At 64.9% G+C, this 22,302-nt stretch carries 23 protein-coding genes; 17 read left to right on the forward strand and 6 right to left on the reverse strand.

Annotated features, from left to right (window positions below):
• Positions 1 to 295 precede the first annotated feature (295 nt).
• From ACQ3C8_RS16160 to ACQ3C8_RS16175, 4 genes are read left to right on the forward strand one after another with little or no spacing between them, the layout of a single operon-like run.
• The gene (locus tag ACQ3C8_RS16160; RefSeq protein ID WP_428853159.1) at positions 296 to 1,453 is read left to right on the forward strand and encodes a DUF3182 family protein; all 1,158 of its coding nucleotides are present in this window, start codon (positions 296 to 298) and stop codon (positions 1,451 to 1,453) included.
• Positions 1,440 to 2,282 carry an alpha/beta hydrolase family protein gene (locus ACQ3C8_RS16165; protein ID WP_428853160.1) on the forward strand — a complete coding sequence of 281 codons (843 nt, stop codon included), beginning with the start codon at positions 1,440 to 1,442 and terminating at the stop codon, positions 2,280 to 2,282. Before ACQ3C8_RS16160 ends, ACQ3C8_RS16165 begins: the two co-directional genes overlap by 14 nt.
• Positions 2,283 to 2,285: 3 nt before the next feature.
• Positions 2,286 to 3,143 (forward strand): SDR family oxidoreductase, encoded by an 858-nt coding sequence (locus ACQ3C8_RS16170; RefSeq protein WP_428853161.1) that lies wholly within the window; start codon positions 2,286 to 2,288, stop codon positions 3,141 to 3,143.
• 57 nt (positions 3,144 to 3,200) lie between these two features.
• Complete coding sequence (locus tag ACQ3C8_RS16175; RefSeq protein WP_428853162.1) at positions 3,201 to 3,473, forward strand: DUF2795 domain-containing protein; 273 nt, start codon at positions 3,201 to 3,203, stop codon at positions 3,471 to 3,473.
• 60 nt (positions 3,474 to 3,533) lie between these two features.
• On the opposite strand, the gene ACQ3C8_RS16180 is transcribed toward ACQ3C8_RS16175, so the two are convergent.
• The 6 genes from ACQ3C8_RS16180 to ACQ3C8_RS16205 all read right to left on the reverse strand — a co-directional run bounded on the left by ACQ3C8_RS16180 (position 3,534) and on the right by ACQ3C8_RS16205 (position 9,222).
• Entirely contained in the window at positions 3,534 to 4,028 is a 495-nt protein-coding gene (locus ACQ3C8_RS16180) for a CBS domain-containing protein (RefSeq protein ID WP_428853163.1), read from the reverse strand.
• Between the two features lie 246 nt (positions 4,029 to 4,274).
• A complete protein-coding gene (locus ACQ3C8_RS16185; RefSeq protein ID WP_428853164.1) occupies positions 4,275 to 4,772 on the reverse strand; it encodes a CinA family protein in 498 nt (165 codons plus the stop codon).
• Positions 4,773 to 4,881: 109 nt separating this feature from the next.
• On the reverse strand, positions 4,882 to 5,577 hold the full coding sequence (locus tag ACQ3C8_RS16190; protein ID WP_428853165.1) for a response regulator transcription factor: 696 nt from the start codon (positions 5,575 to 5,577) through the stop codon (positions 4,882 to 4,884).
• A gap of 90 nt (positions 5,578 to 5,667) precedes the next feature.
• Positions 5,668 to 5,940 carry a hypothetical protein gene (locus ACQ3C8_RS16195; protein WP_009523547.1) on the reverse strand — a complete coding sequence of 91 codons (273 nt, stop codon included), beginning with the start codon at positions 5,938 to 5,940 and terminating at the stop codon, positions 5,668 to 5,670.
• A gap of 143 nt (positions 5,941 to 6,083) precedes the next feature.
• Positions 6,084 to 7,721 carry a ShlB/FhaC/HecB family hemolysin secretion/activation protein gene (locus tag ACQ3C8_RS16200; RefSeq protein WP_428853288.1) on the reverse strand — a complete coding sequence of 546 codons (1,638 nt, stop codon included), beginning with the start codon at positions 7,719 to 7,721 and terminating at the stop codon, positions 6,084 to 6,086.
• A 145-nt stretch (positions 7,722 to 7,866) separates the two neighbouring features.
• Positions 7,867 to 9,222: a collagen-like triple helix repeat-containing protein gene (locus ACQ3C8_RS16205; protein ID WP_428853166.1), complete on the reverse strand. Its 1,356-nt coding sequence runs from the start codon at positions 9,220 to 9,222 to the stop codon at positions 7,867 to 7,869.
• Between the two features lie 887 nt (positions 9,223 to 10,109).
• On the opposite strand from ACQ3C8_RS16205, the gene ACQ3C8_RS16210 reads away from it, so the two are divergent.
• The 13 genes from ACQ3C8_RS16210 (at position 10,110) to ACQ3C8_RS16270 (ending at position 22,300) form a co-directional block, all read left to right on the forward strand.
• Entirely contained in the window at positions 10,110 to 10,286 is a 177-nt protein-coding gene (locus ACQ3C8_RS16210) for a Flp family type IVb pilin (protein ID WP_009523550.1), read from the forward strand.
• Positions 10,287 to 10,318: 32 nt separating this feature from the next.
• A complete protein-coding gene (locus ACQ3C8_RS16215; RefSeq protein WP_428853167.1) occupies positions 10,319 to 10,786 on the forward strand; it encodes an A24 family peptidase in 468 nt (155 codons plus the stop codon).
• A 153-nt stretch (positions 10,787 to 10,939) separates the two neighbouring features.
• Positions 10,940 to 11,305 carry a hypothetical protein gene (locus ACQ3C8_RS16220; protein ID WP_428853289.1) on the forward strand — a complete coding sequence of 122 codons (366 nt, stop codon included), beginning with the start codon at positions 10,940 to 10,942 and terminating at the stop codon, positions 11,303 to 11,305.
• Positions 11,306 to 11,364: 59 nt separating this feature from the next.
• A complete protein-coding gene (cpaB, locus tag ACQ3C8_RS16225) occupies positions 11,365 to 12,300 on the forward strand; it encodes a Flp pilus assembly protein CpaB (protein WP_009523553.1) in 936 nt (311 codons plus the stop codon).
• A 41-nt stretch (positions 12,301 to 12,341) separates the two neighbouring features.
• On the forward strand, positions 12,342 to 13,544 hold the full coding sequence (locus ACQ3C8_RS16230) for a type II and III secretion system protein family protein (RefSeq protein ID WP_428853168.1): 1,203 nt from the start codon (positions 12,342 to 12,344) through the stop codon (positions 13,542 to 13,544).
• 15 nt (positions 13,545 to 13,559) lie between these two features.
• Positions 13,560 to 14,771 carry an AAA family ATPase gene (locus ACQ3C8_RS16235; RefSeq protein ID WP_009523555.1) on the forward strand — a complete coding sequence of 404 codons (1,212 nt, stop codon included), beginning with the start codon at positions 13,560 to 13,562 and terminating at the stop codon, positions 14,769 to 14,771.
• Between the two features lie 3 nt (positions 14,772 to 14,774).
• On the forward strand, positions 14,775 to 16,097 hold the full coding sequence (locus tag ACQ3C8_RS16240) for a CpaF family protein (protein WP_009523556.1): 1,323 nt from the start codon (positions 14,775 to 14,777) through the stop codon (positions 16,095 to 16,097).
• Complete coding sequence (locus ACQ3C8_RS16245; RefSeq protein ID WP_428853169.1) at positions 16,090 to 17,013, forward strand: type II secretion system F family protein; 924 nt, start codon at positions 16,090 to 16,092, stop codon at positions 17,011 to 17,013. The genes ACQ3C8_RS16240 and ACQ3C8_RS16245 overlap by 8 nt, the downstream gene beginning before the upstream one ends.
• A gap of 2 nt (positions 17,014 to 17,015) precedes the next feature.
• Positions 17,016 to 17,960, forward strand: coding sequence for a type II secretion system F family protein (locus ACQ3C8_RS16250; RefSeq protein WP_428853170.1), 945 nt, complete (start codon positions 17,016 to 17,018; stop codon positions 17,958 to 17,960).
• A 25-nt stretch (positions 17,961 to 17,985) separates the two neighbouring features.
• Positions 17,986 to 18,831, forward strand: a complete 846-nt coding sequence (locus ACQ3C8_RS16255; protein WP_428853171.1) for a tetratricopeptide repeat protein — start codon at positions 17,986 to 17,988, stop codon at positions 18,829 to 18,831.
• A gap of 23 nt (positions 18,832 to 18,854) precedes the next feature.
• Positions 18,855 to 19,181, forward strand: a complete 327-nt coding sequence (locus tag ACQ3C8_RS16260; RefSeq protein ID WP_009523560.1) for a DUF3613 domain-containing protein — start codon at positions 18,855 to 18,857, stop codon at positions 19,179 to 19,181.
• A 74-nt stretch (positions 19,182 to 19,255) separates the two neighbouring features.
• On the forward strand, positions 19,256 to 20,893 hold the full coding sequence (locus ACQ3C8_RS16265) for a TadG family pilus assembly protein (protein WP_428853172.1): 1,638 nt from the start codon (positions 19,256 to 19,258) through the stop codon (positions 20,891 to 20,893).
• Between the two features lie 30 nt (positions 20,894 to 20,923).
• Positions 20,924 to 22,300, forward strand: coding sequence for a sigma 54-interacting transcriptional regulator (locus ACQ3C8_RS16270; protein WP_428853173.1), 1,377 nt, complete (start codon positions 20,924 to 20,926; stop codon positions 22,298 to 22,300).
• The last annotated feature ends 2 nt before the right edge of the window (positions 22,301 to 22,302 follow it).

Raw genomic sequence — 22,302 nt, forward strand, 5'->3', positions numbered from 1 at the left:
GCCTAGCCCGGGCGGGAGATGCGAATGGCATGCCAGGGGCGGGGCGTGATGTGGCGCCTTCGACAGCTGCGTCCGATATGGCCGTTCCCGGATATGGCTGTGTAAAAACTACGTGTGACAGTGCGTTTTTGACAGTCTCCTGGCTGACACGACCGACGCCCTTTTTATCGACGCGCGAGGAGAACGCAGCAGGCGCACGCAGCACCGTGCGATGCCAGACTGCCAGCCGCCCGCGGTGGGGACGGCTGGCATGCGTTTCGCGTCATATGCCGGCAAGTGCCGCCAGGAGACCGATATGCCCGATCGCCTTCCCGGACATGGCTTGGGGTTGCCCGTGGTGATGCCATACCGCCCAGACGCGTGCGCTGCCGCCAGTCACGAGATCGCGACCCATCAGCGGATCGCGCAGAAGGTGGCGCAGTTACTGGGACGCAGGCTGCAGGACCCGCCTGAGGATCTCGTGCAATGGCGTGCGGAACACGGCGCGGCAGGTGGTAGCCCCTATTACGTACCGTTCGATACGCTCGAGGTCGCTGTCGCAACCGCGCTCGGCATCCAAGGCGTGCCCGATCTGTTCGGTGGCGTGGTGCCGCATGCCTTTGTTGCGACCAAGGTGATCACGCATCCTGTGTGGTCGCCTGACGCGGCTGCTCCGGCGGGGTGGTGCCGGACGATGGGTGGGCTGATTGAGGACGTGGTCTTGCCAGGTTACAGCGCTTTCGCCGTCGCCGATGCGCGCCGCGCAGGGCGTCTGCTGCTGCGCGAGGGGCGGGTGCGGGTCAAGGCGCCCATGGACAAGGGCGGCCTGGGCCAGCAGGTCATCCGGGACGCCCATGCCCTGGACGCCTGCCTGGCACCGCTGGAGGACACACTGGCGACCACGGGCGTGGTGCTGGAACGTGATATGGATCACGTGCGCACCTGCAGTGTGGGCCAGATCATTCTGGAAGGCGTTTGCCTGTCGTATCACGGCACGCAGTGCCTGACGCCTGACAATCTGGGCGGCAGGGTGTACGGCGGGTCGTCGCTGCAAGTCGTGCGGGGTGACTTCGATGCGGTGCTGCACCTGCCGCTCGACCCGCAGACACGGCGCGCCGTGGTCCAGGCATGCCGTTATCACCAGGCGGCGCAGGAATGCTATCCGGGTCTGTACGCATCGCGTTGCAACTATGACGTGCTGCAAGGCGAAACGGCCGGCGGGGTCTGGCAGAGCGGCGTGCTTGAACAGTCATGGCGCGTGGGTGGCGCGACCGGTGCGGAGCTTGCGGCATTCGCCTACCTGCGCGAACACCCGGAGGTGGCGCAGGTACGGGCGGTGACTTGCGAGATCTATGGACGCGCGGTTGCGTCGACGCCAGTGCCGCGGGATGCCGTGATCTATTTCGACGGAGACGATGGCAGCGTGGGCCCGCTGCTCAAGTATGCGAGGGTAGAGACCGATGCCGGGCCATGATTATGTGGTGCAGATCCCGACCGATGGCGAGCGTATCGAAGGCACGCTGGTGACGCCGGCCCGGCAGGTGCCGGGCGTGTTGTTCGTGCACGGCTGGGGTGGCAGCCGCCAGCAGTATCTGGCGCGGGCGCGGCAGGTCGCCGAGCTCGGCTGCATCTGCCTGACCTTCGACCTGACAGGGCATGCGGGTACCTTGCCCCAATTCGAGACGGTTACGCGTGAGCGCAATCTCAGCGATGTACTTGGCGCTTACGACACACTGGTCAGCCAGCGCATGGTGGATCCGGCATGCGTGGCGGTGGTGGGCAGCAGCTATGGCGGTTATCTCGCCGCCATCCTAAGCACCCTCCGGCCAGTGCGCTGGCTGGCGCTGCGTGCGCCGGCGCTGTACATGGACCGCGGTTGGGAGCTGCCCAAGCTGCAGTTGCACACCACGCAGGATCTGGTGGCCTATCGCCGCACCACGGTGCCGCCGCAGTCGAACCGTGCCTTGCGGGCCTGCGTTGCGTTTGGCGGCGATGCCCTGGTCATCGAATCCGAGGAAGATTCCATCGTGCCGCATGCCGCCGTCAACAGCTATATCGAGGCGTTCGTCCATGCGCGTTCGCTGACCTACCGCGTGATCGCCGCCGCCGATCATGGCTTGAGCGACGTCAAGCACCAGCATACCTACAGCACCCTGCTGCTCAACTGGCTGAGCGAAATGGTCAGCGGCGCCAACATCGCCGGCGCGACGTCCGCCCCCCTGCCGGAGGCGCATGCCGATGCGATCCCGGAGACGCCAGTTCCCCAGCAGGCCGATCCCATTGCCGAGCACGTCAAGGAGTGAACCATGCCACAAGAGACCACACTGCCACCCCAGCACCAGGCACAGCAGCCCGGCCGCGAACATGCCATGCAGCCGCAACCCGAGAGCGGGGCACGGGACTATGTGGGACACGGTCTGCTCACAGGCAAGACTGCCTTGATCACCGGGGGCGACAGCGGTATCGGCCGCGCCGTGGCCATTGCTTTTGCGCGCGAAGGCGCGGATGTGGCGGTGGCGTATCTGGAAGAACATGCGGATGCGCAGGAGACCGCGCGACTGGTAGAAGCGGCGGGGCGGCAATGCCTGCCGCTGCCCGGTGATCTCGGCATCCGCGCCCATGCGCAAGCGGTGGTGGAAACCACGCTGGCCAGCTTCGGACACATCGACATCCTGGTCAACAATGCCGCCGAACAGCACCCGCGCGAGGCGCTCGAGGACATCGACGAGGCCCAGCTGGAGGCAACATTTCGCACCAATGTCTTTGCGATGTTCCACGTCACGCAGGCGGCATTGCCAGGCATGTCTGCCGGCAGCGTGATCCTGAATACCACTTCGGTGACGGCTTATCGTGGCAGCAAGCATTTGCTTGACTATGCTGCTACCAAGGGGGCAATCGTGGCGTGGACGCGCTCGCTGGCGCTGCAGGTGGTGGAGCGCGGCATCCGTGTCAACGGCGTGGCGCCGGGCCCGATCTGGACTCCGCTGATCCCGTCGACCTTTCCGCCCGAGCATGTCGCTACCTTCGGCAAGGACACGCCGATGGGCCGTCCGGGCCAACCGGAAGAGGTGGCGGGGGGGTTCGTGTTCCTGGCATCCGAGGCGGCGAGTTATATCACTGGGCAGATTCTGCACATTAACGGCGGCGAGGTCATCAATGGGTAGCGGCGGTGCGTACGCCGTTGATCCAATGACTTGCCATTACCACTCAAGGAGCGTGACATGTCATCCCATCGACCCGTCCACACCGGACATGAACTGAGCCGCGCACGTGCACACGAGGGCGCACGCGGCGACCGTGCACCGACACCGAGCGGGCAGACCTTGCAGGAATTGATGCCCGACCTGCAGTTTCCGGCCACCCGCGAGGCGATTCTCGATTGCGCGCGGCGGCAGAATGTTGAGCGCCACCTGAGGGCTCAACTGGAACGCTTGCCGGACCAGCCGTATCCCGATGCCATCGACATCGCTCGTGCATTGAGCCAGGTTGGTTAAAGCCCGACCAGTGGCGGTGCATATCCGCACAGGCCATGGCCGGGATACATTGCTTCGAGCTCAGTGGATGCCTTGCGAAGGTTGCGAGATGTCCTTCAGCGCTTCGCTGGTGCCTTGGGCGTCATCGCTTTTCACGGCCAGGTCGCCGAGCGAGACCATGCCAACCAGCTGATGGTCGCGGTCCACGACAGGAATCCGCCGGACCTGGTGTTCGGCCATCTTGCGGCAGGCATCCTCGATGGCATCGTCCTCGGTACACCACAGCGGGTCGCTCGACATGGCGTCGCCCACCCGTGTCTTGGCAGGATCATGGCCGGCGGCGGTACAGCGCACCGTGATGTCGCGGTCGGTGACGATGCCTGTGAGGCGGCGACCATCGCATACCGGCAGGGACCCGACATCGAGCTGCTGCATCAGTTGCGCGGCCCGCTGGATCGACTCGTCGGTCGACAGGTACGCGGGCTTGGAACTCATGACATCGCGCAGGATGTGCGGTGTCGCGCCTGTCGTGTTCGTCGTGCGTGAGTTGCTTGAAGCATGTGGTTGCTGTTTCATGGCGGATCCTCCGGAATCGTTCGGGTGGGTCGGGGAGCGGTGATGGCGCAGCGCATGTGCGGGAAAGCAGAAGCGTGCAGTATGGTCTTGCAGCCTCATGCAATCCTTACGCGGCGATGCAAAAAATGCCATGTCGCCATGCCGGATACGCGCCTTGCGGCGCGACGGTCGACACAAAACAGAAAAAAGCGAAAACGATGCCAGTGTGATTGCCGTCTGCCAGGCTCCGGCAAGCGGGCAGTCGGGTCAGGCGCGCCGCAGGTCCAGCGTCAGGTAGTGATCGACCGCGCGGGACAGCGCCCAGTTCGCGGCCGCGGTGCGGACAGTATTGCGTGTGCCATGGAAGCGGACGGTTTCGGAAAATGCATGGGTTTGGTCACCCAGGTGGAACAGCCAGGCGAAGCATTGGGTGCCCGCGGGGGTCGGTCCGTCGCCATTGCCGTCGGCAACGCCGGTGTTGGCAATCGCCAGCGTGACATCGGCCAGCGCCATGACGCCGCGGGCCATGGCGCATGACACAGGTTCGCTGGTGAGTCCGTGCCGGGCGATGAGGTCAGGCGCAACGCCGAGCAGGCCGGTCTTGACGGCGGGAGCATAGGCAACGATTGCGCATTGCAGGACCGAGCCACAGCCTGGCACATCGGCAATGCGCGCGGCAATCAGCCCGGCGGTACACGATTCGGCGGTGGCAAGGCGCAGGCGGTGGGAGGCGAAGAAGTGGGCGATGTCGTGCAAGGATCGCATGGCAGCAGGCATGGAGACGGCGAGAAGATGGAAACATCGAACGAGGTGCTTCCGGCCTCGCATGTTTCATGCCTGTGTCCCCGGCCTCTGCCCGGGACTCACTCGCCGCTTACGCAGAAAAATGTTCCAGCCGATAGCCGTGCGAGAACACGGGAGAGATGCGCAGTCCGTTCTGCGGCCGAAAGCCGAGCTTGCTGCGCAGGGCGGAAAGGCAGGATTCGAGTCCCACCGGACGCGGGCTGTACATGGCGATGGTCGCCTCGAACGTGGCACGGGGCACGATGCGCCCGAAGTTGCTGAGCAGGAGGCGCGCGACTTCGTACTCCACGCGATCGAGATCCACCGCCGTGCCGTGCAGCGTGATGTACGGCTGTTCTGGCTGGAGGCGATAGCCGTCGACCTCGATGGGCGTGCCAGCCGGCGGAGGGAATGGCGGTCGCGTCAGCAGGGCTGCGATGCGGGCGAGCAGGACAGTGGGGCGGATGGGCTTCACCAGATAATCATCTGCACCGGCGGCGAGCCCACTGATGATGTCTTCCTCGAGCGAGCGGCTGGTCACGAACATGAGCGGTAGCGCCGGGTCGTCGCGCCGGATGTACTCGACCACGTCCCGACCCGACATGCCGGGCAGCTCCCAGTCGACCAGCAGCAGCGCGCATTGCCGATGCAGTCCCGCCGCCAGCAGGCTTTCGCCGGATGGCACGGCACTGCAGCGGTATCTGGCGCCGCCGAGAATCTGCTGGACCCAGAGTGTCTGGGCAGGATCGTCTTCGAGAAGGACAATGTGCGCGGCGTCAACGCTCACGAGTGGTGCGGCTCCTGTTCAGTGTCCGCGTGCCGGGGGCGATGTGTGCCGGACGCAGCGGTGCAAAAGGCATGGGCCGCATACAGAGTATCAGGAATCGTGGAACTGTACGTACTGCATCCGGATCAGGGCCGCCATCCTGTTGGCCACGGCGGCCGGCGTGTAGTAGTAGCGCACGCTACCGAGAATCATGCAGAAGTAGCAGCGCCGTCCCACTTGCCGCCGCACCTGGGTCGGCGCGCTGCCGAGGTCCTCGGACAGCACGGTTTCGACCTTGCGGATAAAGATCACCATGGGCGCCAGCAGCAGGCCCGCGGCAAGCATGGCGGAAAGCGTCAGCAACACAATATACAGCGTATCCATACGACCCCCAGACGAAAGAGTCCCGTACTCAAGAAAAACGCCGTGGCCGCGCATCGCGCGGAGTCTGGCGTACTGTACTGCGCCTCGTTATCTTCGTTATGTCAGGACCGGGCCATCTGGGGTTGCCGTGGGGGCCGGGTTCCCTATTCGAAGTTATAGGCATACGCCGCATTCAGGCGCGGCGAACGTCTCGAGGTAACGCTTGGCAGATCGCCCACCGGCTGTGCCACGCCGAGGTCGAGCTGGTAGTGCTTGCTGTCCGAGATGCGCACGCCCACGCCCACCGACGCGATACGCGTCGAGAATCCGCCGGGCCCGTTGATGTAGGCACGTGCGGTGTCGGCCAGCACGTAGGGCTGCACCATGCGGACATAGGTGTAGGGCAAGGGAATGCGCTTGTTGATTTCGATCGACAGCCCCCAGCCCTTGTCGCCGGCGATGTCCCCGGCGCGATAGCCCATACCGAAGAAGCGCCCGCCGAAGCTCATCTGCTCCGAGCTGGGGAGTGGATCCCGACTGTACTGAACCGCACCTGACAGCACTATCCCGAAATCGGAGGACAGCGCGTGTGCTTGCGTGATGGTCAGCCGTGTGCGGAAAAACTCGAGTTCCGCGCCGGAATTCCGCTTGCGTGCGCCCAGGGCGTCAACGCCCTTGTACAGGCCGAGCGTGACGGAGCGGGACAGCTTTTCGCGATTCTCGTTGTAGCTGGCTTCGGCGTGCACCACGCGCGAATCGGTGGTGATTTCCGCGCGCGCGCCAGTGCCGCGCTGTGTGAAGCGTTCGAAAGTATTGGCGCCGTAGACGCCACCGGTCAGCGTGAGATCCTGCTGGTTGTTGAGCAGTACCGGATAGCTGAGCGCGGCGCCGACGCGCTGGGTTTCCGTGCGGTAACGCTCTTCGAAGCCGATCGACTGCAGCCATGGGCTGCGCGGGGACCCCTTGAAGGCAGAGGCGTTGACCTGCAGTTTCATGCCTTCCGTGCCGATCGGCTGGGCGACGCTGAGGGCGTAATACGATTCCTTGTCGGGGCCGCGCGGGAACAGGGCGGAGGCGGTAACCTGCTCGGCCAGCGGCGTCAGCCCCTGCGCCGTGGCCGTGGCGATGGCGCGCACGCCGGGATCGCGGAATTCCGCCGCGACATTGAAGCTGTAGGGTTTGCGCTTGACTTCCAGCACCATCTCGCTGGCCCCGTCGGTTGCGCGTGGCGGGTGGACGGTGGCCGCCACGCTCATGCCCGGCAGCAGGCCGAGGACGCGCGTATACCGCTCGAAGTCGTCGCGGCGCAATGGCTTGCTGCGCTGCAGGACAGCCGCGATCTCGCGGATCTTGTCCTCCGAACGCCCGGCATTGCCGTTGACCGTCACCTTGTCCACATAACCTTCCACGACGGTGATCAGGACGATGCCCTGATCGAAATTCTGCGCCGGCACGAACGCGAACGACAGAGGATAGCCGGCATCCTGGTACATCTGGGTCACCGTCGCCGCCTGCTTGATCAGGTCGCCAATGGTGACCTCGCGGCCCGCCATCGGGGCAAACTGCGCGGCAACCTTGTCGAAGGGTAGCGATTGCACGCCTTCGATACGGAAGCGGGTCGGCGTGAGACGTGTGTTCAGTTGCTGTTGCAGCGCCGGCGTCGGCCGCTGGATCTGGACATCGATCCCCGGGGCGAGCGCTGGCGTGGGGCGTGCGGCGGGCAGTGTGTCGGCAGGGTTGCCGACCGCCGGCGATGGCGGCCTGGCGAGCTGTGCGTGTGCCGAACCTGCTGTCAGTGCCATGGCCAGCGCGATGCTCGCGCCATGGCTGTTCCCCCGTGTGAAACCCACGTCTATCTCCCGTTTGCTTTCAACTGTTCATCCTGGCCGGATCTTTGTCCGGTTCAGGCTGCGCAGCAGGCCTGTGGGCCCGCTGCGCGTGGGTGGATCAGCGACGTCCGAGCAGGCCGCCCACCAGGCCGGTTACCGGGGCCAGCAGCCCGCCGGTAGTCGTGCCCGTGCCACCGGTCGTACCGCCTGTGGCACCCCCGGTCACGCCCCCGACCAGATTGGTGACAGGCGCCAGAACACCACCGTTGGCGCCGCCGGCTGCGCCCGTCAAGCCGCCCACCAGGTTGGTGACAGGTGCGAGCACGCCGCCATTCGTACCGCCTGTCAGGCCGCCGACCAGGTTGGTCACTGGGGCCAGTGCACCGCCATTGGCGCCGCCTGTGGCGCTCGTCAGCCCGCTGACGAGACCCGTGACCGGGGCCAGCAGGCCGCCGTTGGCGCCACTACCGCCAGCCAGGCCGCCAGTCAGGCCGCCCACCAGGCCGGTGACAGGTGCCAGCAAGCCCCCATTGGCGCTACCGTTCCCGCCGCCGAGCAGACCGCCGACGACATTGCCGCTACCCGGCTGACCATTCAGCAGGCCGCCCAGGGTCTGCACCGCAACGCCCGTGGCAGACACCGGATCGCCTAGCTCGGCGGCCACCGGTGCGCCGGAAGTCGTCAGCGTCTTGCCGAGCGAGTTGACCACCCCGCCCGCCTGCTGGAGCAGCCCGTTTACCGGCTGACCCAGACCGGTCGCCGCGCCGAGCTGCTGCGTGGTATCGGTCAGCGTCGTGGTAATCGGAACAATTGTCTTGCTAAGCGAAGACGTCAGTTGTTCCACCGGACCGGTACCGACCACCTGGGCGAGCGTGCTACCCGCGCTCGATACGGTTTCCCCCACGCCGACGACCAAGCCACCCACCGGCGAGGTCACCGCATTCAGCGGTGCGAGCGGGCCGGTGCCCACCGACTGCACCAGCTTACCGGCACTGGTCACGATATTGCCGGTGTCGTTGACCCCGCCGCCCACTACGCCGGTGAGCGTGACGCCCACAGGGTTCTCGATCACGCCAATTTGTCCAAGACCGTCTTTCAATGCATCGCCGACGCCCGCCACGGTCTGGCCCGTCGACGAGACGACGCCGCCGAGTGCGGCGGTGGTCTGCGGCGAGACGATCGGCAAGGCGGTAGTACCCAGGGTGCTACCGGCATCGGAAATGGCTTTGCCGGTTTCCGAAACAACATTACCGAGCGCGCCGGTGGTTTCCCCCAAGGGAGTCGGCTTTTTATTATCCGGGTTATCTCCACCGCAATTAGTGGTACAGCCGGGCGGCGGCATGCTCGGGGTGTTATCACCGCCCCCAATACTACCGGAGCCGCTGCCGCTCGAGCAACCCGCAAACAATACCAGAGAAGCCAGTGCCGCAGAAGCGGTGGCAGAAAGGCCGAATTTTTTTTGAGTTTTACCCATGATAGTCCCCGTTGTTAAAAAGAGATGCTTCCGTAGAACACCTTTTTGGCGGAATGCAGGGGACGATCTGCAAACGCTGTGCCAGCAATTTAACGACGTTACAAATTTCGGAAAATGCTGGAAATCGGGGGTGGAATAACCATGTCGAAGCTAATGTGGGCGCGGCCTGGCCGGTAATCTGGATTTCAGGGAGGTCGGACATATTGCAGGACTTTTTTCTCCTGGAGCGTTACGAAGATGTTTCGTGTTACGTAACGTGGGGTAACAAAAGTGATCTTTGAACATCCCCTCGGCAAGCCCTCGACATTGTGCGGGGGTTGGCGAGATCAGAAATAAAAGTCTTTTAAATCAATGAACTAGATAAGAATACAGAAATAAGAATTTTTAAAATCTGATCTTCAAGATATTTTTATCAGAGCGCTGACGCCCTTTCCGAGCCAACTTGGTAGCCTGGCCCACATTTTGCTGTGAAAGCCGGCGATGCAAGTTTCCTGTGATATTGCGCTGCGGGAAAAGAAATACCCAACGAGAGTGGGGTATTTCCTTGTATGGATGAGCTGCTCTTCGGTTTGCAGGCACGTGGGTGCGTCCCGTCGCCCACGTGCCTTTTTATTTATTCGGGATTGCACAGGCATATGTGATCACATACATAACCGCGAATGCGGGTTTACCACGTCAGCTATCTATTTTATCCCTCTAAAGTAGGGTGTGGCGCGCAACAGGGGGTTGTCAAACGACTAAGAGGCAGTATTATTTAAAAAAATATAAAAATTCGGGAAGGTGGAAAAAAGTTCACCACGCTTCCCGATCTGCTGTACTTGCGCGTTTTCGTCCGCAATAGGCGGGCCTTTCTTGCCGTTGGCTGCTATCTAAATCGGGGGTTTATCATGAAAAAAGCCGTGTCGGAGTTTCTGCGTCGTGACGAAGGCGCAAGTGCTGTCGAGTATGGCCTGATCGCAGGCCTGATTGCTGCGGTGATTATTACTGCCGTTAGCGGTATCGGTACGCAGCTGCTGGCCAAGTTCAATGCGATCCTGGTGGCACTGGGCGGGACAGCTTCGTAAGTCCCGGCACATCTCTCGCAAGTCGCTTCAACATGTTGGCCTGGACGCAGGCGGCAACAGCCGCCTGCGCGCTTGCTGCGATCTGGTATGACGTCCGATACCGGCGTGCCCCGAACGGCCTGGTGCTGCTGACCGCTGCGCTGGCGGCATTGCTGCTGTTCGTCAGCCAGCCGCTCTGGCCCGGTCTGACATGGCATATGGCGGTACTTTCCGCCTTGGTCGGCCTGGCCGTGTTCGCGTTGTTCTATGCGCTCGGCTGGATGGGTGCGGGAGACGCCAAGTTTTTTGCCGTCACGGGTCTGCTGGCCGGACCGGTTGGTCTGGGTATCGTCTGGGTCGTGGCATCCTTGCTCGGCGGGCTCCATGCGCTGGCGATTACGCTGGGGGGGCGCACGCTCCAGGCGGCGCGCGGGCGCGGCATACCGTACGCCGCCTACATGGGCTGCGGCATCTTGTTGTTGTTGTGGCTGCGGCCCGGGATCGAGGCCGCACAACATTGATCGAACCGATTTGAACGGGCCGAACAGAAACGCATAAGGGGGCACCGCGTGATCACGCGACGACGGGAAGCCGCCACTGGGGTATTTGCCTGGCAACACCGCCACCAGCGCGGCATTGCTGCACTGGAACTGGCATTGGCGTTGCCGGTCCTGCTGGCCGTGGTGCTCGGCATCATTTTCTATGGGCTGGTGTTCGTCATTCAGCAGGCGCTGACCATGGCTGCCATGGAGGGGTCGCGCGCGGCCCTGCAGTTCCAGCCGACGTTGACGGCGCGCGTCAGCGCCGCCGAAGCCACGGCACGTGGAGCGTTGCCGCCGTTCATCAGCAACCGCATGGCCAGCGGCGATGTGGCGGCCACGTCCGCCCCATGCACTGCACCGGCCGGATTCCAATGTGTGACCGTCCAGCTGCGATTCAACCTGACCGGCGGCGCCACGCCATTCCTGCCCAATATTGTTTTCGTTCCCTTGCCGGCGCAATTGCAGGCCAGGGCTACCAGCCAGCTCGGCACCGATTAACCGTACATGGCGCCCGCCAGCATGGGGCTGGCGCCGCACCCTGATTGACGACAACTACCATGACCAGCCAGCACATCAAGATCATCGCCGCCGTCCTGCTGTTCTTCGCTGCCCTCCTGGGTTTCGGCGCGTGGTACGCCGCGCGCGCGCCCAAGCCTGCCGCCAGCGCCGCACCGCAGACGGCGAACCAGCACCATGCGGTGGTTGTGACGGTGGAGGCGCTGCCGGCGGGCGTGCCCATTACCGCCAGCCAGTTGAAGCTGGTCGAGTTGCCGATCCGTCCTGAAGGTTCTTTTGCGCAGGTCACCGAGGTGGTCGGGCGGGCGCCAGTCGTGAGCCTGGGCGTTGGCGTGCCGCTGATCGACGCGCAACTCGCCACGGGACTGGCAACACAGGTGGAAGAGGGCCAGCGCGCCGTGGCAGTGAATGTCGATGAAATGATCGGGGTGGGCAATCGCATCGCGCCCGGGGATTTCGTCGATGTGTTCTTCCTGCTCAAGCGCGATGACCGGGAGATTGCCGGCACGCAGGCGCGTCTGCTGCTTTCCCGCCTACGGGTACTGACGTATGGCCCGCAGTCCATCAGCCAGGCGGCGTCGCAACCGCCGGACGGCGCGGCAGGGCGGCGCGCCGAGCCTATCCGCACGGCCGTGCTGGCGGTGCCGGTCGATGACGTCAACGAACTATTGGTTGCGCAGCAGGCCGGCCATCTGATGCTGGCCTTGCGCAATCCGGCGGATGCGGCCGAGCCCACTGCCGGGCGCTTTGCGCCACCGTCGCCTGTCCGGACCCCGGTCGCCGGGCAACCGCCGTCGCGCGAGCCACTTGACAGGGCAGCCGCAGGCGTGGCGCTCGTCGGCATGGCCGGCTCGGTTGCCACACGCAGCGTCGTGCCGCCGGTCGCACCGGTCGCGCCGGCTGTGCGGCCGACCGGCACCGCACCATCCGCCGCAACGATCGAAGTCATCCGCGCAGGCAAGCGGAGTGTTGAATGACTCGATCTGCCCGACCGTCGTTTCCATGTGAACCCGTCACCATGCTCATGAAAGTTCTACGGCTCATTGCTTGTACTGCCTGCCTCGTCTCTGCCGCCGCCATGGCGCAGCCCGCCGCCACGGAACGCGCGCCGCAGAACGTCAGCCTGCTCACCGGCGCGCAGCAGACACTGAACCTGGGGCGGCCGCTAGAACGCGTGGCGATCGGTAATCCCGAAGTCGCGGATGCCTTGCTGCTCAAGAACGGTGGCGTGACGAGCAGCCTGCTGCTGGTCGGCAAGAAGACGGGCGATACCAGCGTGATTGTCTGGCCGCGCGGCGGCGCGCCGCTGCAGTATCAGGTGCGCGTAGATGGCGCGGCGCCGATCGCCGCGAGCAACACCGTACAGGTGGACGTGAAGGTGGTGGAGTTCAGCAAGACCGTGCTGAAAGAAGCCGGATTCAACCTGTTTCTCAGCCGCTCGGGTTTTGCCTTCGGCAGCTTTGCGCCAGGCAGCCTGCGCAGCTATGAGATGTCCGGCGCGCCGGCTCGCAGACCGTCCCTGTCGGTCGACACGACTTCCCCCATCAGCAGCGCCTTCAATCTGGTGGCAGGCATCAGCGGCGGTATCTTCAGCAACCTGAGCCTGCTGGAGGCGAACGGCATGGCACGCGTGCTGGCGGAGCCAACGCTGGTTGCGCTGTCCGGCCAGAACGCGACCTTCCTCGCGGGCGGCGAGATTCCGATTCCCGTGCCGCAGGCCTTCGGCACCACCACCATCGAATACAAGCAGTTCGGTATTGGCCTGACAGTGACGCCAACCGTGCTCGGGCCCAACCGGATCGCCCTCAAGGTCGCGCCCGAGGCCAGCGACCTTGATGCAACGCGCGGCATCGTGCTGAACGGAGCGTCCGTCCCTGCCATCATCACCCGCCGCGCCGACACCACGGTTGAGCTGGGCGATGGAGAGAGCTTCATCATCGGCGGGCTGGTGAGCCGCAATACGCTCTCGAACGTCGACAAGGTGCCGCTGCTGGGCGATCTGCCGATCCTCGGTACGTTTTTCAAGCGTCTCAATTTTCATCAGGAAGACCGCGAGCTGATGATCGTGGTGACGCCGCACCTGGTCAAGCCAATCGCGCGCGACGCCCCGGTGATGCGCGCGCTGCCGGGCGACGGCAAGACGACGGCCGAGCCGTGGACGTGGCGGACCTTCGTCCTCGGCGGGGCCGCGCAGGAAGCCGCCCCGGGATTTTCTCGATAAGAGGCGCAGTTCCATATGAAAGTCCCTGCCTTTCTCCTGAACACGGCGTCCTCCGAGCTGCGGGCCTGGCTCGGGACGACGCTGCATGATCTCGGCACGCTCGCGGTATGCCCCGGCACGGCGGAGTTTGTCGAACAGGTCAGCGTGGTCAATCCCCGCGTAGTGTTCCTGTCTTTCATGGATGCCCAGGCCGACGAGTCGGCGCAGCTTGCCGAGCGCCTCCTGGCCCTGTATCCCGACCTGCCGCTGATTGCCGTGGGCACGACGCAGGATGCCAGCATGGTGGTGCGCGCCATGCGTTGCGGCGCGCGCGACTTCATCGATATCGGCGGCGCGCCGGCCGATGCCGTGCAGGCCGTCCGGCGGGTGTCCCACGAGGCGGAAAAAACCGAGCCCGGACGCAGTGGCCGCGTGACCGCGATCATCGGCGCGCGCGTGGGCGTGGGCACCACCACGCTGGCGATCAACCTCGCGGTGCACATGCGCCGCCAGCTGCGTCGCCAGGGCGATGACGAACTGCTGCTCATGGACATGGGGTTGCCGGCGCGCGACGGTTCTTTGGACATGAATCTGTCGCCCAATTTCAGTTTCGCCGATGCCGTGCGCAATGTGCGGCGTTTCGACAAGGTGTTTGCGCAGACCGCGCTGGCACGGCATGGCAGCGGTGTCGCCGTGCTGCCGCTGCCAGCCGCGCTGGCCGACATGAAGGACGTGTCCTATGCGGAGGCGCTCGGGCTGATGAATCGCCTGCGCAGCTTCTTCGAGCGGCAGATTGTCGATCTGGGCGGATTCAATAATATGGATTTCACGGCCCACCTGCTCAAGGCAGCCGATGAAGTCCTGCTCGTGGCGGACCAGAGCGTGGGCGCCATCGTTTCCGCGGCGGAGCTGTTGCAGGAGCTCAAGAAGCGGGAAGTTGAAACCAACGGGATTCACCTTGTCATCTCGAAATATGACGCGCGGCTGGGCGTCGATGCCGCGGCAATTGCCGAGCGGCTGGAGCTGCGCTCCGTTCTTACCGTTCCCGACCGGCGCGAAGCGTTGACGCTTTCGGCTAACCAGGGCGCGGTGCTGGCGGAACAGGCGCCGGCCGATCCGTATGTCCGGGCCCTGAATCCCCTGTGTGCGGCGCTTGGCTATCGCATGGCGGAAACACGGGAAGGACTGAAGGCCAAACTGTCGCGCCATCTGCCCAACCTGCTGCGCCAATCCTTCTCCGGAAACTGATGTATGAATCCGCCCATTGAATTTGCCGACCAGGGCCCGCCCTCCACATCCTTTGCGGCGACGCAGGAATTCCAGGACATCAAGGAGTCCGCGCACGAGCACCTGCTGACACGCGTGGAAGAGCTCGGGGCCGAGTTTGGACGCTGGTCCGCCGCTGCCATCAAGCGTTTCGTCGACCTTGAGGTGGAAGGCTATATCCGCCTCAAGCGCATTCCGGTGAACGAGGCGGAGATCCGCCAGGTCGCCGAAGCGCTGACCAAGGAGCTGGCGGGTTTCGGCCCGATCGAGGACCTGCTGAACGATGCGGCGGTCGAGGACATTCTTGTCAATGGCCATCTCGACGTGTACGTGTCGCGCTTCGGGCGACTCGAGCGCATGCCCGTGCGCTTTACCGATCAAGGCCACCTGCTACGTATCGTGCGCCGCATCCTGGCACCGATCGGCCGGCGGCTCGACGAATCGAACCCGATGGTCGATGCGCGCCTGCCGGACGGCGGCCGCATCAACGTCATCATTCCGCCGCTGGCCTTGCAGGGTCCCATCGTCTCGATCCGCAAGTTCCGCAAGGATCCACTGCGGCCAGAAGACCTGCTTTCGCTTGGCACCATGAATGCCGAGATTGCCGAGTTGCTCGAGGCGGCGGTCAAGGCGCGCTGCAATATCCTCGTCAGCGGCGGCACCAGTTCGGGCAAGACGTCCCTGCTCAACGCCCTGGCCACGCACGTGCCGGACACGGAGCGCGTCATCACCATCGAAGACACCGCCGAGCTGTCGCTCAACCATCCCCATGTGGTGCGTCTCGAAAGCCGGCCTGGCGGCTTCGAGGGCACGGGCGTCGTGTCGATCCGCGACCTGCTGCGCAACAGCCTGCGCATGCGGCCGGACCGCATCATCGTCGGCGAAGTGCGCGGCGGCGAGGTGCTGGAAATGCTGCAGGCCATGAGCACAGGGCACGACGGCTCGATGGGCACGATCCACGCCAGTTCGCCGCGCGAATGCCTGTACCGGCTGGAAATGCTGGCCGGCTTCGCCGGTTTCCAGGGCAGCGAGGTCAGCCTGCGCCGGCAGATCGCCAACGCCATCGATTTCATCGTACAGATCGGCCGCCTGTCGAGCGGCAAGCGCCGCATCCTGTCGGTCACCGAGATCACTGGCTTGGGCGACAACATCGTGTCGATGCAGGAACTGTATCGCTACGAACCGCTCATCAATGCCGATGGCGAGGAGATGGACCGCTGGACATCGCTCGGCATCAAGCCGCATTCGCCCAAGCTGGCGCGCATGCGTCCCACCACCTCCATGTTCGATACGCGCTTCGATGTCTAGTATCGCCATGCTCCTCTTCGGCGGCGTGCTGTTCCTCTCCGGTGCGGCACTGTGGCTGTTGGCGGTGGCGCGCACGCGCATGGCGCGCGAGCAGGCCAGCGCCTTCATCGACGAGCAGGCGCGCGCCGTGCAGGCGCGTTATACAGAGACGCCGGTACCGCAGCGCAAGGCCGTGCCGGACATCATGCGCGCCTGGCACGATCTGCTGGCCCGCGCGGACATCGTGCCGGGACGGCGCTTCTACCTGCTGAGCGCCGCGCCGCTCGCGCTGGTGATCTTGCTCGCATGGTGGATGGGCGGCGGACTGGCGGCAGTGGTGACGCTGCTGCTCGGATTGCTGATTGCGCTGTTCTGGATCTGGAAGCGCGCCGACCGTAGCGGCGTACGCCTGCGGCTGCAGCTTCCGACCTTTCTCGATGGCGTGCTGCGCATGATCACCATCGGCAGCAGCATCCCCGCCGCCTTCCAGAGTGCCGCCACTGCGACCGAAGCGCCGCTGCGCACCTGCCTGGCAAAGGTCGTCCAGTTGCAGCGCGCCGGCACCGACCTGGACCAGGCCATGTTCCAGATTGCGCGCCAGTACCGCATTGAGGAACTGGTACTGCTGGCGGCCGTGCTGCGCATGTCGCAGCGCTATGGCGGCCGCGCCGACATCGTCATGGAACGTACCGCCGCCTTCATGCGCGATCGCGAACAGGCGCAGCGCGACCTGCTCGCGCTCTCGTCGGAAACCCGCCTGTCGGCCTGGGTGCTGGGCCTGCTGCCGGTCATCCTGTGCGGCTTTATCATCCTTTCCAATCCCGGCTACGTGTTCTCGATGTGGGCCGATCCCACCGGACGCACGCTACTCTGTGGCGCAGTCGGTTTGCAGGTGCTGGGAGCGGCGCTGCTCTATCGTCTCAGCAGGGCGGTGTGACCATGAGTGCGACGCTTGCCTGGTTGAGCCTGATTTTCCTGAGCGCCGCGGGTGGCCTGCTGCTGGGCATGTGGCTCGTGCCCATCCTGCGCAGGCGACGTGTGGCACGCACGCTCGACAGCGCCCTGGCGCGCCAGGGCGGCGCGGAAGCAGACATGCCGCAGCGCGCGCAGACCCTTAACCAATCGGTCTCACGTCTTGGGGAACGGTTGGGTGAGCGGGTCGGCGCGCACTGGATCGATAGCCGCATCGGGCATCACCTGGTGACCGCGGAGGATGTGCAGCTGCTGCACAGCGCCGGCTTCTACGGGCCCCGCCCTCGCGCTACCTTTGCTGCCATCCGCGCATTGTTGCCGTTGCTGCTGATGATGCTGGCGCTGCTGTTCGAGGCAGGGTCCGGGCAGCGGCTGTTGCTGGCATTCAGCGGCTTCGCCGTTGGCTTTCTGCTGCCCAAGTGGCTGTTGCGCCAGCGCGTGGTGCGGCGCACGCGTGCGGTGGAAGAGGAATTGCCGATCCTGGTGGATCTGCTGCGCCTGCTGCAGGGCGTGGGTCTCAGCATCGACCAGAGCTTGCAGGTGATCGCCACCGAGTTCAGCCCGATGCTGCGCGTGCTGGGGCCGGAACTGACGCGCGCCAACCAGCAATTCGCGAGTGGCCGTACGCGCGAGGCAACTCTGCAGCGCCTGGCAGCATTGTTCGCAGACGAGGACCTGAAAAGCCTCATGCAGATGCTGATGCAGGTCGACAAGTTTGGCGGCGCGGTCCAGGAGCCGCTGCGGCTGTTCGGCACGCGGCTTCAGGAAACGCGGCGCGCGCGGCTGAAAGACCGTGTCGGGAAGCTGACCGTCAAGATGACCCTGGTGATGATTGTGACGCTGCTGCCGGCCATCCTGATCGTCACTGCTGGCCCTGGTTTCCTGAGCGTGCTGCGGGCGCTGGGAGGATAGCGGGATGAAAGTGCGGAGAATGACCATGACGACACCCTGGCTGGGAACCGCATGCCTGGCGCTGCTGCTGGGCGGCTGCGGCAGCCTGCTGACGACCAATGACCTGCAGAGCCGCCAGGCCGACGCCGAAATCGAGATGGCCAAGCGCCGCCTGGCGAGCGAGCGTGCCGAGATCGACAACCCGGCGATGTACCGCGCGTTGATCGAGAAGATGCAGACCGAAGGCCTGTACTTTGCCTCGCTGGCCCATATCGATGCCTATGAGCAGCGCTTTGGCATGACCGACGAACTGGCCCTGCGGCGCGCCGATGCGCAGCGTGCGACGGGCCAGGATGCCCTGGCGGACGCCGGCTACCGCAAGTTGCTGGCCTCGCCGGTGGCGGCGCAGGCGTGGCACGGGCTTGGACTGCTGGCCGGCGGCAACGGTCGTTTCCCCGAAGCCATCACGGCGTTGCGTGAAGCCGCCCAGCGCGATCCGACCAATGCGTTGATGTCCAGTGACCTCGGTTATGCGCTGATGCGCAGCGGCGCGGTCGAAGCGGCGCGTGTGCCGGTGCTGCGTGCCGGAGAACTGGCGCCGCAGAATCGCAACGTCCTGAGCAATATCGCACTGTATCTGCTGGCCAGCGGTGACGCGCCGCGCGCCGAGGCCATGATGCAGCAGCTCGCCTTTCCCGAGACCACACAGCAGGCCGTGCGCCGCGATGCGCTGGCGATCCGGCTGGCCGGGCAACGTGCACCCGCTGCATCGGCCGTCCCGGATGGCGGCGGCAAGGCACCGGCCGTGTCCGGCCCGGGCGTGGCCGGCAAGCAGCAGGGTCGCGTGCTGGAGCGGTTCGCCGCCGGCATGCCGCATGCACAGCCCCAGTAACCGAACGGCATGGAGATCATCCGATGGCATATCTATCCTACCCATCTTTCCTGCGGCGCCAGGCTTGCAGCATCCTGCTGGCGGGGCTTGCCACCCTCTGCGTGCCTGTGGCCGCGTGGGCCGAGCAGGCCTTGACGCCGCCCGTGGGCGAGACCACGCGCGCCGCGCTGGCCGTCCAGCGCAACGGCACCCAGGCCGGCCAGCCGGTGCAGGTCAGTGGCGAACAGGCGGCACTCAGCCGCAAACGTTATCTCGACAGCTTCTCGCATCCGATTCCGCCGACCTTCCAGTCGACCGCCGCGGGTGCGGGCGGCATGCCCAATTCCAGCCAGGGCAACGCGCGGCGATGAGATTCCAGGGCCGACCCCTTCGTGCGGTTCGGCGTACCGCCCAGCGCGGCGCGACGGCCGTGATGGCGGCGCTCGTGACCAGTACGGTGGCCCTCACGGCCCTGGTGTCGGTGGATGTCGGCTACCTGTTTTTCCAGCAGCGCAAGCTCCAGAATATTGCAGACATGGCGGCCATGGCCGCCGTACAGAGTATCCCCGGCCGTGTGAGTGTGGCTGCGGCCAGCGCCGCCGCCAACGGGTTCGTGGCGGCCGGCGCGGCGGATCGTGTCACGCCGACCGCAGGCTACTGGGATCCTGCACTGACGCCGACGGCGCCGCACTTCAGCAGCATCGTTCCCGCCACCGCGGTGGCCAACGCCGTGCAAGTCGAGGCGCGGAAGGAAAACGGCACGTTCTTCGCCGGCGTGATCGCCGCGCTGAGTGGCAACAGCCGGCCGCTCCTGCACGCCACGGCGATTGCCCGCGTGGATACCACCCTCGGCTTTTCGCTCGGAACCGGCGTAGCGCGTCTTTCCGATGCGGGGCCGTTGAACCGCACGCTGTCAGCCTTGCTGGGCACGACAGTTAATCTCGATCTGGCGTCGTACCAGGGTCTCGCGGACAGCGCGATCAGGCTCGGCGACCTGATGACCGAACTGGGGGTAGGCACGGTCGATGACCTGATCAACCTGGACGCCCGATTGCCACGCCTGCTCGATGCCGCGCTGACGGTTGCCGCGCGGGAGAATCTGCTGCGCGGCTCGCTGGCCACGGCCGGTGCGGCGTCAGCCCTGGCTGGAGGCGTGCGCGACCTCGCGGTGCGCGTTGCCACCAACGCGGGCGACAGCGCCGCCAGCGTCCTGTCGATTGCTGCGCTGCTCGGTAACAAGGAGTCGGCTGCCGATGCCGCCATCAATCTGCTCGATCTGCTCACCACCGCGGCGCAGGTCGCGAATGCGAGGGCCGGTATCCAGATCGACAACCTGGGTATCGACCTGGGGCCGCTGGCCTCGGTAATGGTCAGCACCCGCATTGTCACGCCGCCGGTGATGGCCATCGGTCCAGCGGGCAAGGTCCAGATCGGGCCACGCGCCGGTCAATGGTATGCCGTTGCGCACTCCGCCGCGGCACGCGTGCGACTGGTGATCAAGGTGCTCAACGTCGGAGTTGCGGGCGTCACGCTACCCGTCGAGATCGAGGTCGCACCGGGCACGGCCTGGGCGGCGGATGCGCAGTGTGCGGTGCCGCGTACCAACTCAAGCGTCAGTATCGGCGTCGATACCGGGATTGCCACGGCCTGTATCGCACAACTGCCGGCCATCGGCACGACCTACACATGTTCGGCGCTGCCCAAGGCACGTATCCTCACTTTGCTGATCGCTGGCATTGACGCCAAGATCAGTTTGCCGTTGACTGCCACGACGCAGACCGTCACGTTCTCCGGCAGCGAAATTGGCACGACCAAGACCGTTGGTACGAACGGCGTTGGTCAGGCGCTGGCGAATGCGCTGTTCGGGTCGGGTTCGGTCGCGCTCGACGTCGTCGCGCTGGGTATTCCGCTGCCGCTAGTGGGCGATGTGATCGGCACGGTGCTGCGCCCGGCGCTGTATCCCGTCCTGCTGGCGCTCGATCCGATCCTGCAGCCCGTGCTGGCGCTGCTGGGCGTGCAGATTGGCATCAGCGATGTGAAGCTGGAGTCCATCTCCTGCAACCGGCCGGTGCTGGTGTTCTGAGAACCGTTTTATTGATGATGTTGAAAGGACATGAAAGCTGATCGCTTGGCTTACGAAGCGCTGGAACTCTACGTGTGGGAAGGCAAGCACGATATCGCCGATCGTGTGGCGCGCTTCATGGCGCCGTTCGGCGTCGAGGTCATTCGCGCTGGCGGCATCGATTTCCTGCCGCCCGAACCACGCCTGAAACCGAGCGTGGCGGTGATCAGCGTATCGGTCATCGACCAGGGCAACTTCACCGCGCTCGACTGGGAAGGCGCGCAAGGCATGCCGGTGATCTGGGTTGCCCAGCCGCAGCGCAATGTCGATCCGGGCCGTTATCCGCCGGAATATGCGCATATCCTCCAGCACGATTTCACGGGCGCCGACCTGCAGGCGCAGTTACGCAAGCTGCTGCCGGACCTGAACGCGCCCGCGCCCGAAAAGCCGCAGAACGATCTCGTGGCCGCGTCGCCTGCCATGCGCGATCTGCTGGAAAGCGTCGATACCTTCGCTGATTGCGACAGCTCAGTGATGCTGTATGGCGAAACGGGTGTCGGCAAGGAGCGCATTGCCCGGCTGTTTCATGAGCGTAACCGTACGTATGGCACAGGTCCCTTCGTGGGCGTGAATTGCGGTGCGATTCCGGACGGTCTGTTCGAGTCGCTGTTCTTTGGCCACGCGAAGGGCGCCTTCACGGGTGCGCAGTTCGCGCATCGCGGCTACTTCGAGCAGGCTACGGGCGGCACGCTATTTCTCGACGAAATCGGCGACCTGCCGCTATACCAGCAGGTCAAGCTGCTGCGCGTCATCGAGGAAATGGCATTGACGCGCCTTGGCGCGACCGTTCCCGTCAAGCTTGACTTCCGGCTCGTGGCCGCAACCAACAAGGATCTGCGCGGCGCGGTCGCAGAGGGCAAGTTCCGCGCAGACCTGTACTTCCGTCTGGCCGTGATCGAGCTGCAGATCCCGACGCTGGAGGAGCGCGGTGCGGAAGAAAAAGTCGCGCTGATGCAATCCTTCATGCGTGGGGTGATGGGCGAAGCGGAGTATGCCGCCTTGCCGCCGATGCCGGACTGGCTGCATGGCGCCATCGGTAGCGCCTACTTTGCCGGTAACGTACGCGAGCTGCGCAACCTGGCCGAGCGCCTGAGCATCCTTGTGCGCCAGGCCGGTACATGGGATGCGCGCCGCATGCGGCCGCTGTTCAACCATCTGCGGCCCGACAGCTTTGAACCGGCGCCGCGTTCGCTGGCGGTGTCGCCCGCCAGTGCAGAACGGCAACGGATCATCGCAGCCCTTGACGCGAACAGCTGGCGACGGCAGGATACAGCCGCGAGTCTCGGTATCAGCCGTAAAGTGCTGTGGGAAAAAATGCGCAAGTTCCAGATCGCCGATGCCGAATCGGACGTGCGCGAACTCGAATAATA

It is taken from the genome of Imbroritus primus (assembly GCF_964332355.1).
In the GTDB taxonomy this organism is placed as follows: domain Bacteria; phylum Pseudomonadota; class Gammaproteobacteria; order Burkholderiales; family Burkholderiaceae; genus Imbroritus; species Imbroritus primus.

Excerpts from the sequence above, each read along its gene's own strand:
- ACQ3C8_RS16160 (WP_428853159.1), top strand. The coding sequence starts at position 296 with ATGCCCGATCGCCTTCCCGGACATGGCTTGGGGTTGCCCGTGGTGATG.
- ACQ3C8_RS16165 (WP_428853160.1), top strand. The coding sequence starts at position 1,440 with ATGCCGGGCCATGATTATGTGGTGCAGATCCCGACCGATGGCGAGCGT.
- ACQ3C8_RS16170 (WP_428853161.1), top strand. The coding sequence starts at position 2,286 with ATGCCACAAGAGACCACACTGCCACCCCAGCACCAGGCACAGCAGCCC.
- ACQ3C8_RS16175 (WP_428853162.1), top strand. The coding sequence starts at position 3,201 with ATGTCATCCCATCGACCCGTCCACACCGGACATGAACTGAGCCGCGCA.
- ACQ3C8_RS16180 (WP_428853163.1), bottom strand. The coding sequence starts at position 4,028 with ATGAAACAGCAACCACATGCTTCAAGCAACTCACGCACGACGAACACG.
- ACQ3C8_RS16185 (WP_428853164.1), bottom strand. The coding sequence starts at position 4,772 with ATGCGATCCTTGCACGACATCGCCCACTTCTTCGCCTCCCACCGCCTG.
- ACQ3C8_RS16195 (WP_009523547.1), bottom strand. The coding sequence starts at position 5,940 with ATGGATACGCTGTATATTGTGTTGCTGACGCTTTCCGCCATGCTTGCC.
- ACQ3C8_RS16200 (WP_428853288.1), bottom strand. The coding sequence starts at position 7,721 with ATGGCACTGACAGCAGGTTCGGCACACGCACAGCTCGCCAGGCCGCCA.
- ACQ3C8_RS16205 (WP_428853166.1), bottom strand. The coding sequence starts at position 9,222 with ATGGGTAAAACTCAAAAAAAATTCGGCCTTTCTGCCACCGCTTCTGCG.
- ACQ3C8_RS16210 (WP_009523550.1), top strand. The coding sequence starts at position 10,110 with ATGAAAAAAGCCGTGTCGGAGTTTCTGCGTCGTGACGAAGGCGCAAGT.
- ACQ3C8_RS16215 (WP_428853167.1), top strand. The coding sequence starts at position 10,319 with ATGTTGGCCTGGACGCAGGCGGCAACAGCCGCCTGCGCGCTTGCTGCG.
- cpaB (WP_009523553.1), top strand. The coding sequence starts at position 11,365 with ATGACCAGCCAGCACATCAAGATCATCGCCGCCGTCCTGCTGTTCTTC.
- ACQ3C8_RS16230 (WP_428853168.1), top strand. The coding sequence starts at position 12,342 with ATGCTCATGAAAGTTCTACGGCTCATTGCTTGTACTGCCTGCCTCGTC.
- ACQ3C8_RS16235 (WP_009523555.1), top strand. The coding sequence starts at position 13,560 with ATGAAAGTCCCTGCCTTTCTCCTGAACACGGCGTCCTCCGAGCTGCGG.
- ACQ3C8_RS16240 (WP_009523556.1), top strand. The coding sequence starts at position 14,775 with ATGAATCCGCCCATTGAATTTGCCGACCAGGGCCCGCCCTCCACATCC.
- ACQ3C8_RS16245 (WP_428853169.1), top strand. The coding sequence starts at position 16,090 with ATGTCTAGTATCGCCATGCTCCTCTTCGGCGGCGTGCTGTTCCTCTCC.
- ACQ3C8_RS16250 (WP_428853170.1), top strand. The coding sequence starts at position 17,016 with ATGAGTGCGACGCTTGCCTGGTTGAGCCTGATTTTCCTGAGCGCCGCG.
- ACQ3C8_RS16255 (WP_428853171.1), top strand. The coding sequence starts at position 17,986 with ATGACGACACCCTGGCTGGGAACCGCATGCCTGGCGCTGCTGCTGGGC.
- ACQ3C8_RS16260 (WP_009523560.1), top strand. The coding sequence starts at position 18,855 with ATGGCATATCTATCCTACCCATCTTTCCTGCGGCGCCAGGCTTGCAGC.
- ACQ3C8_RS16270 (WP_428853173.1), top strand. The coding sequence starts at position 20,924 with ATGAAAGCTGATCGCTTGGCTTACGAAGCGCTGGAACTCTACGTGTGG.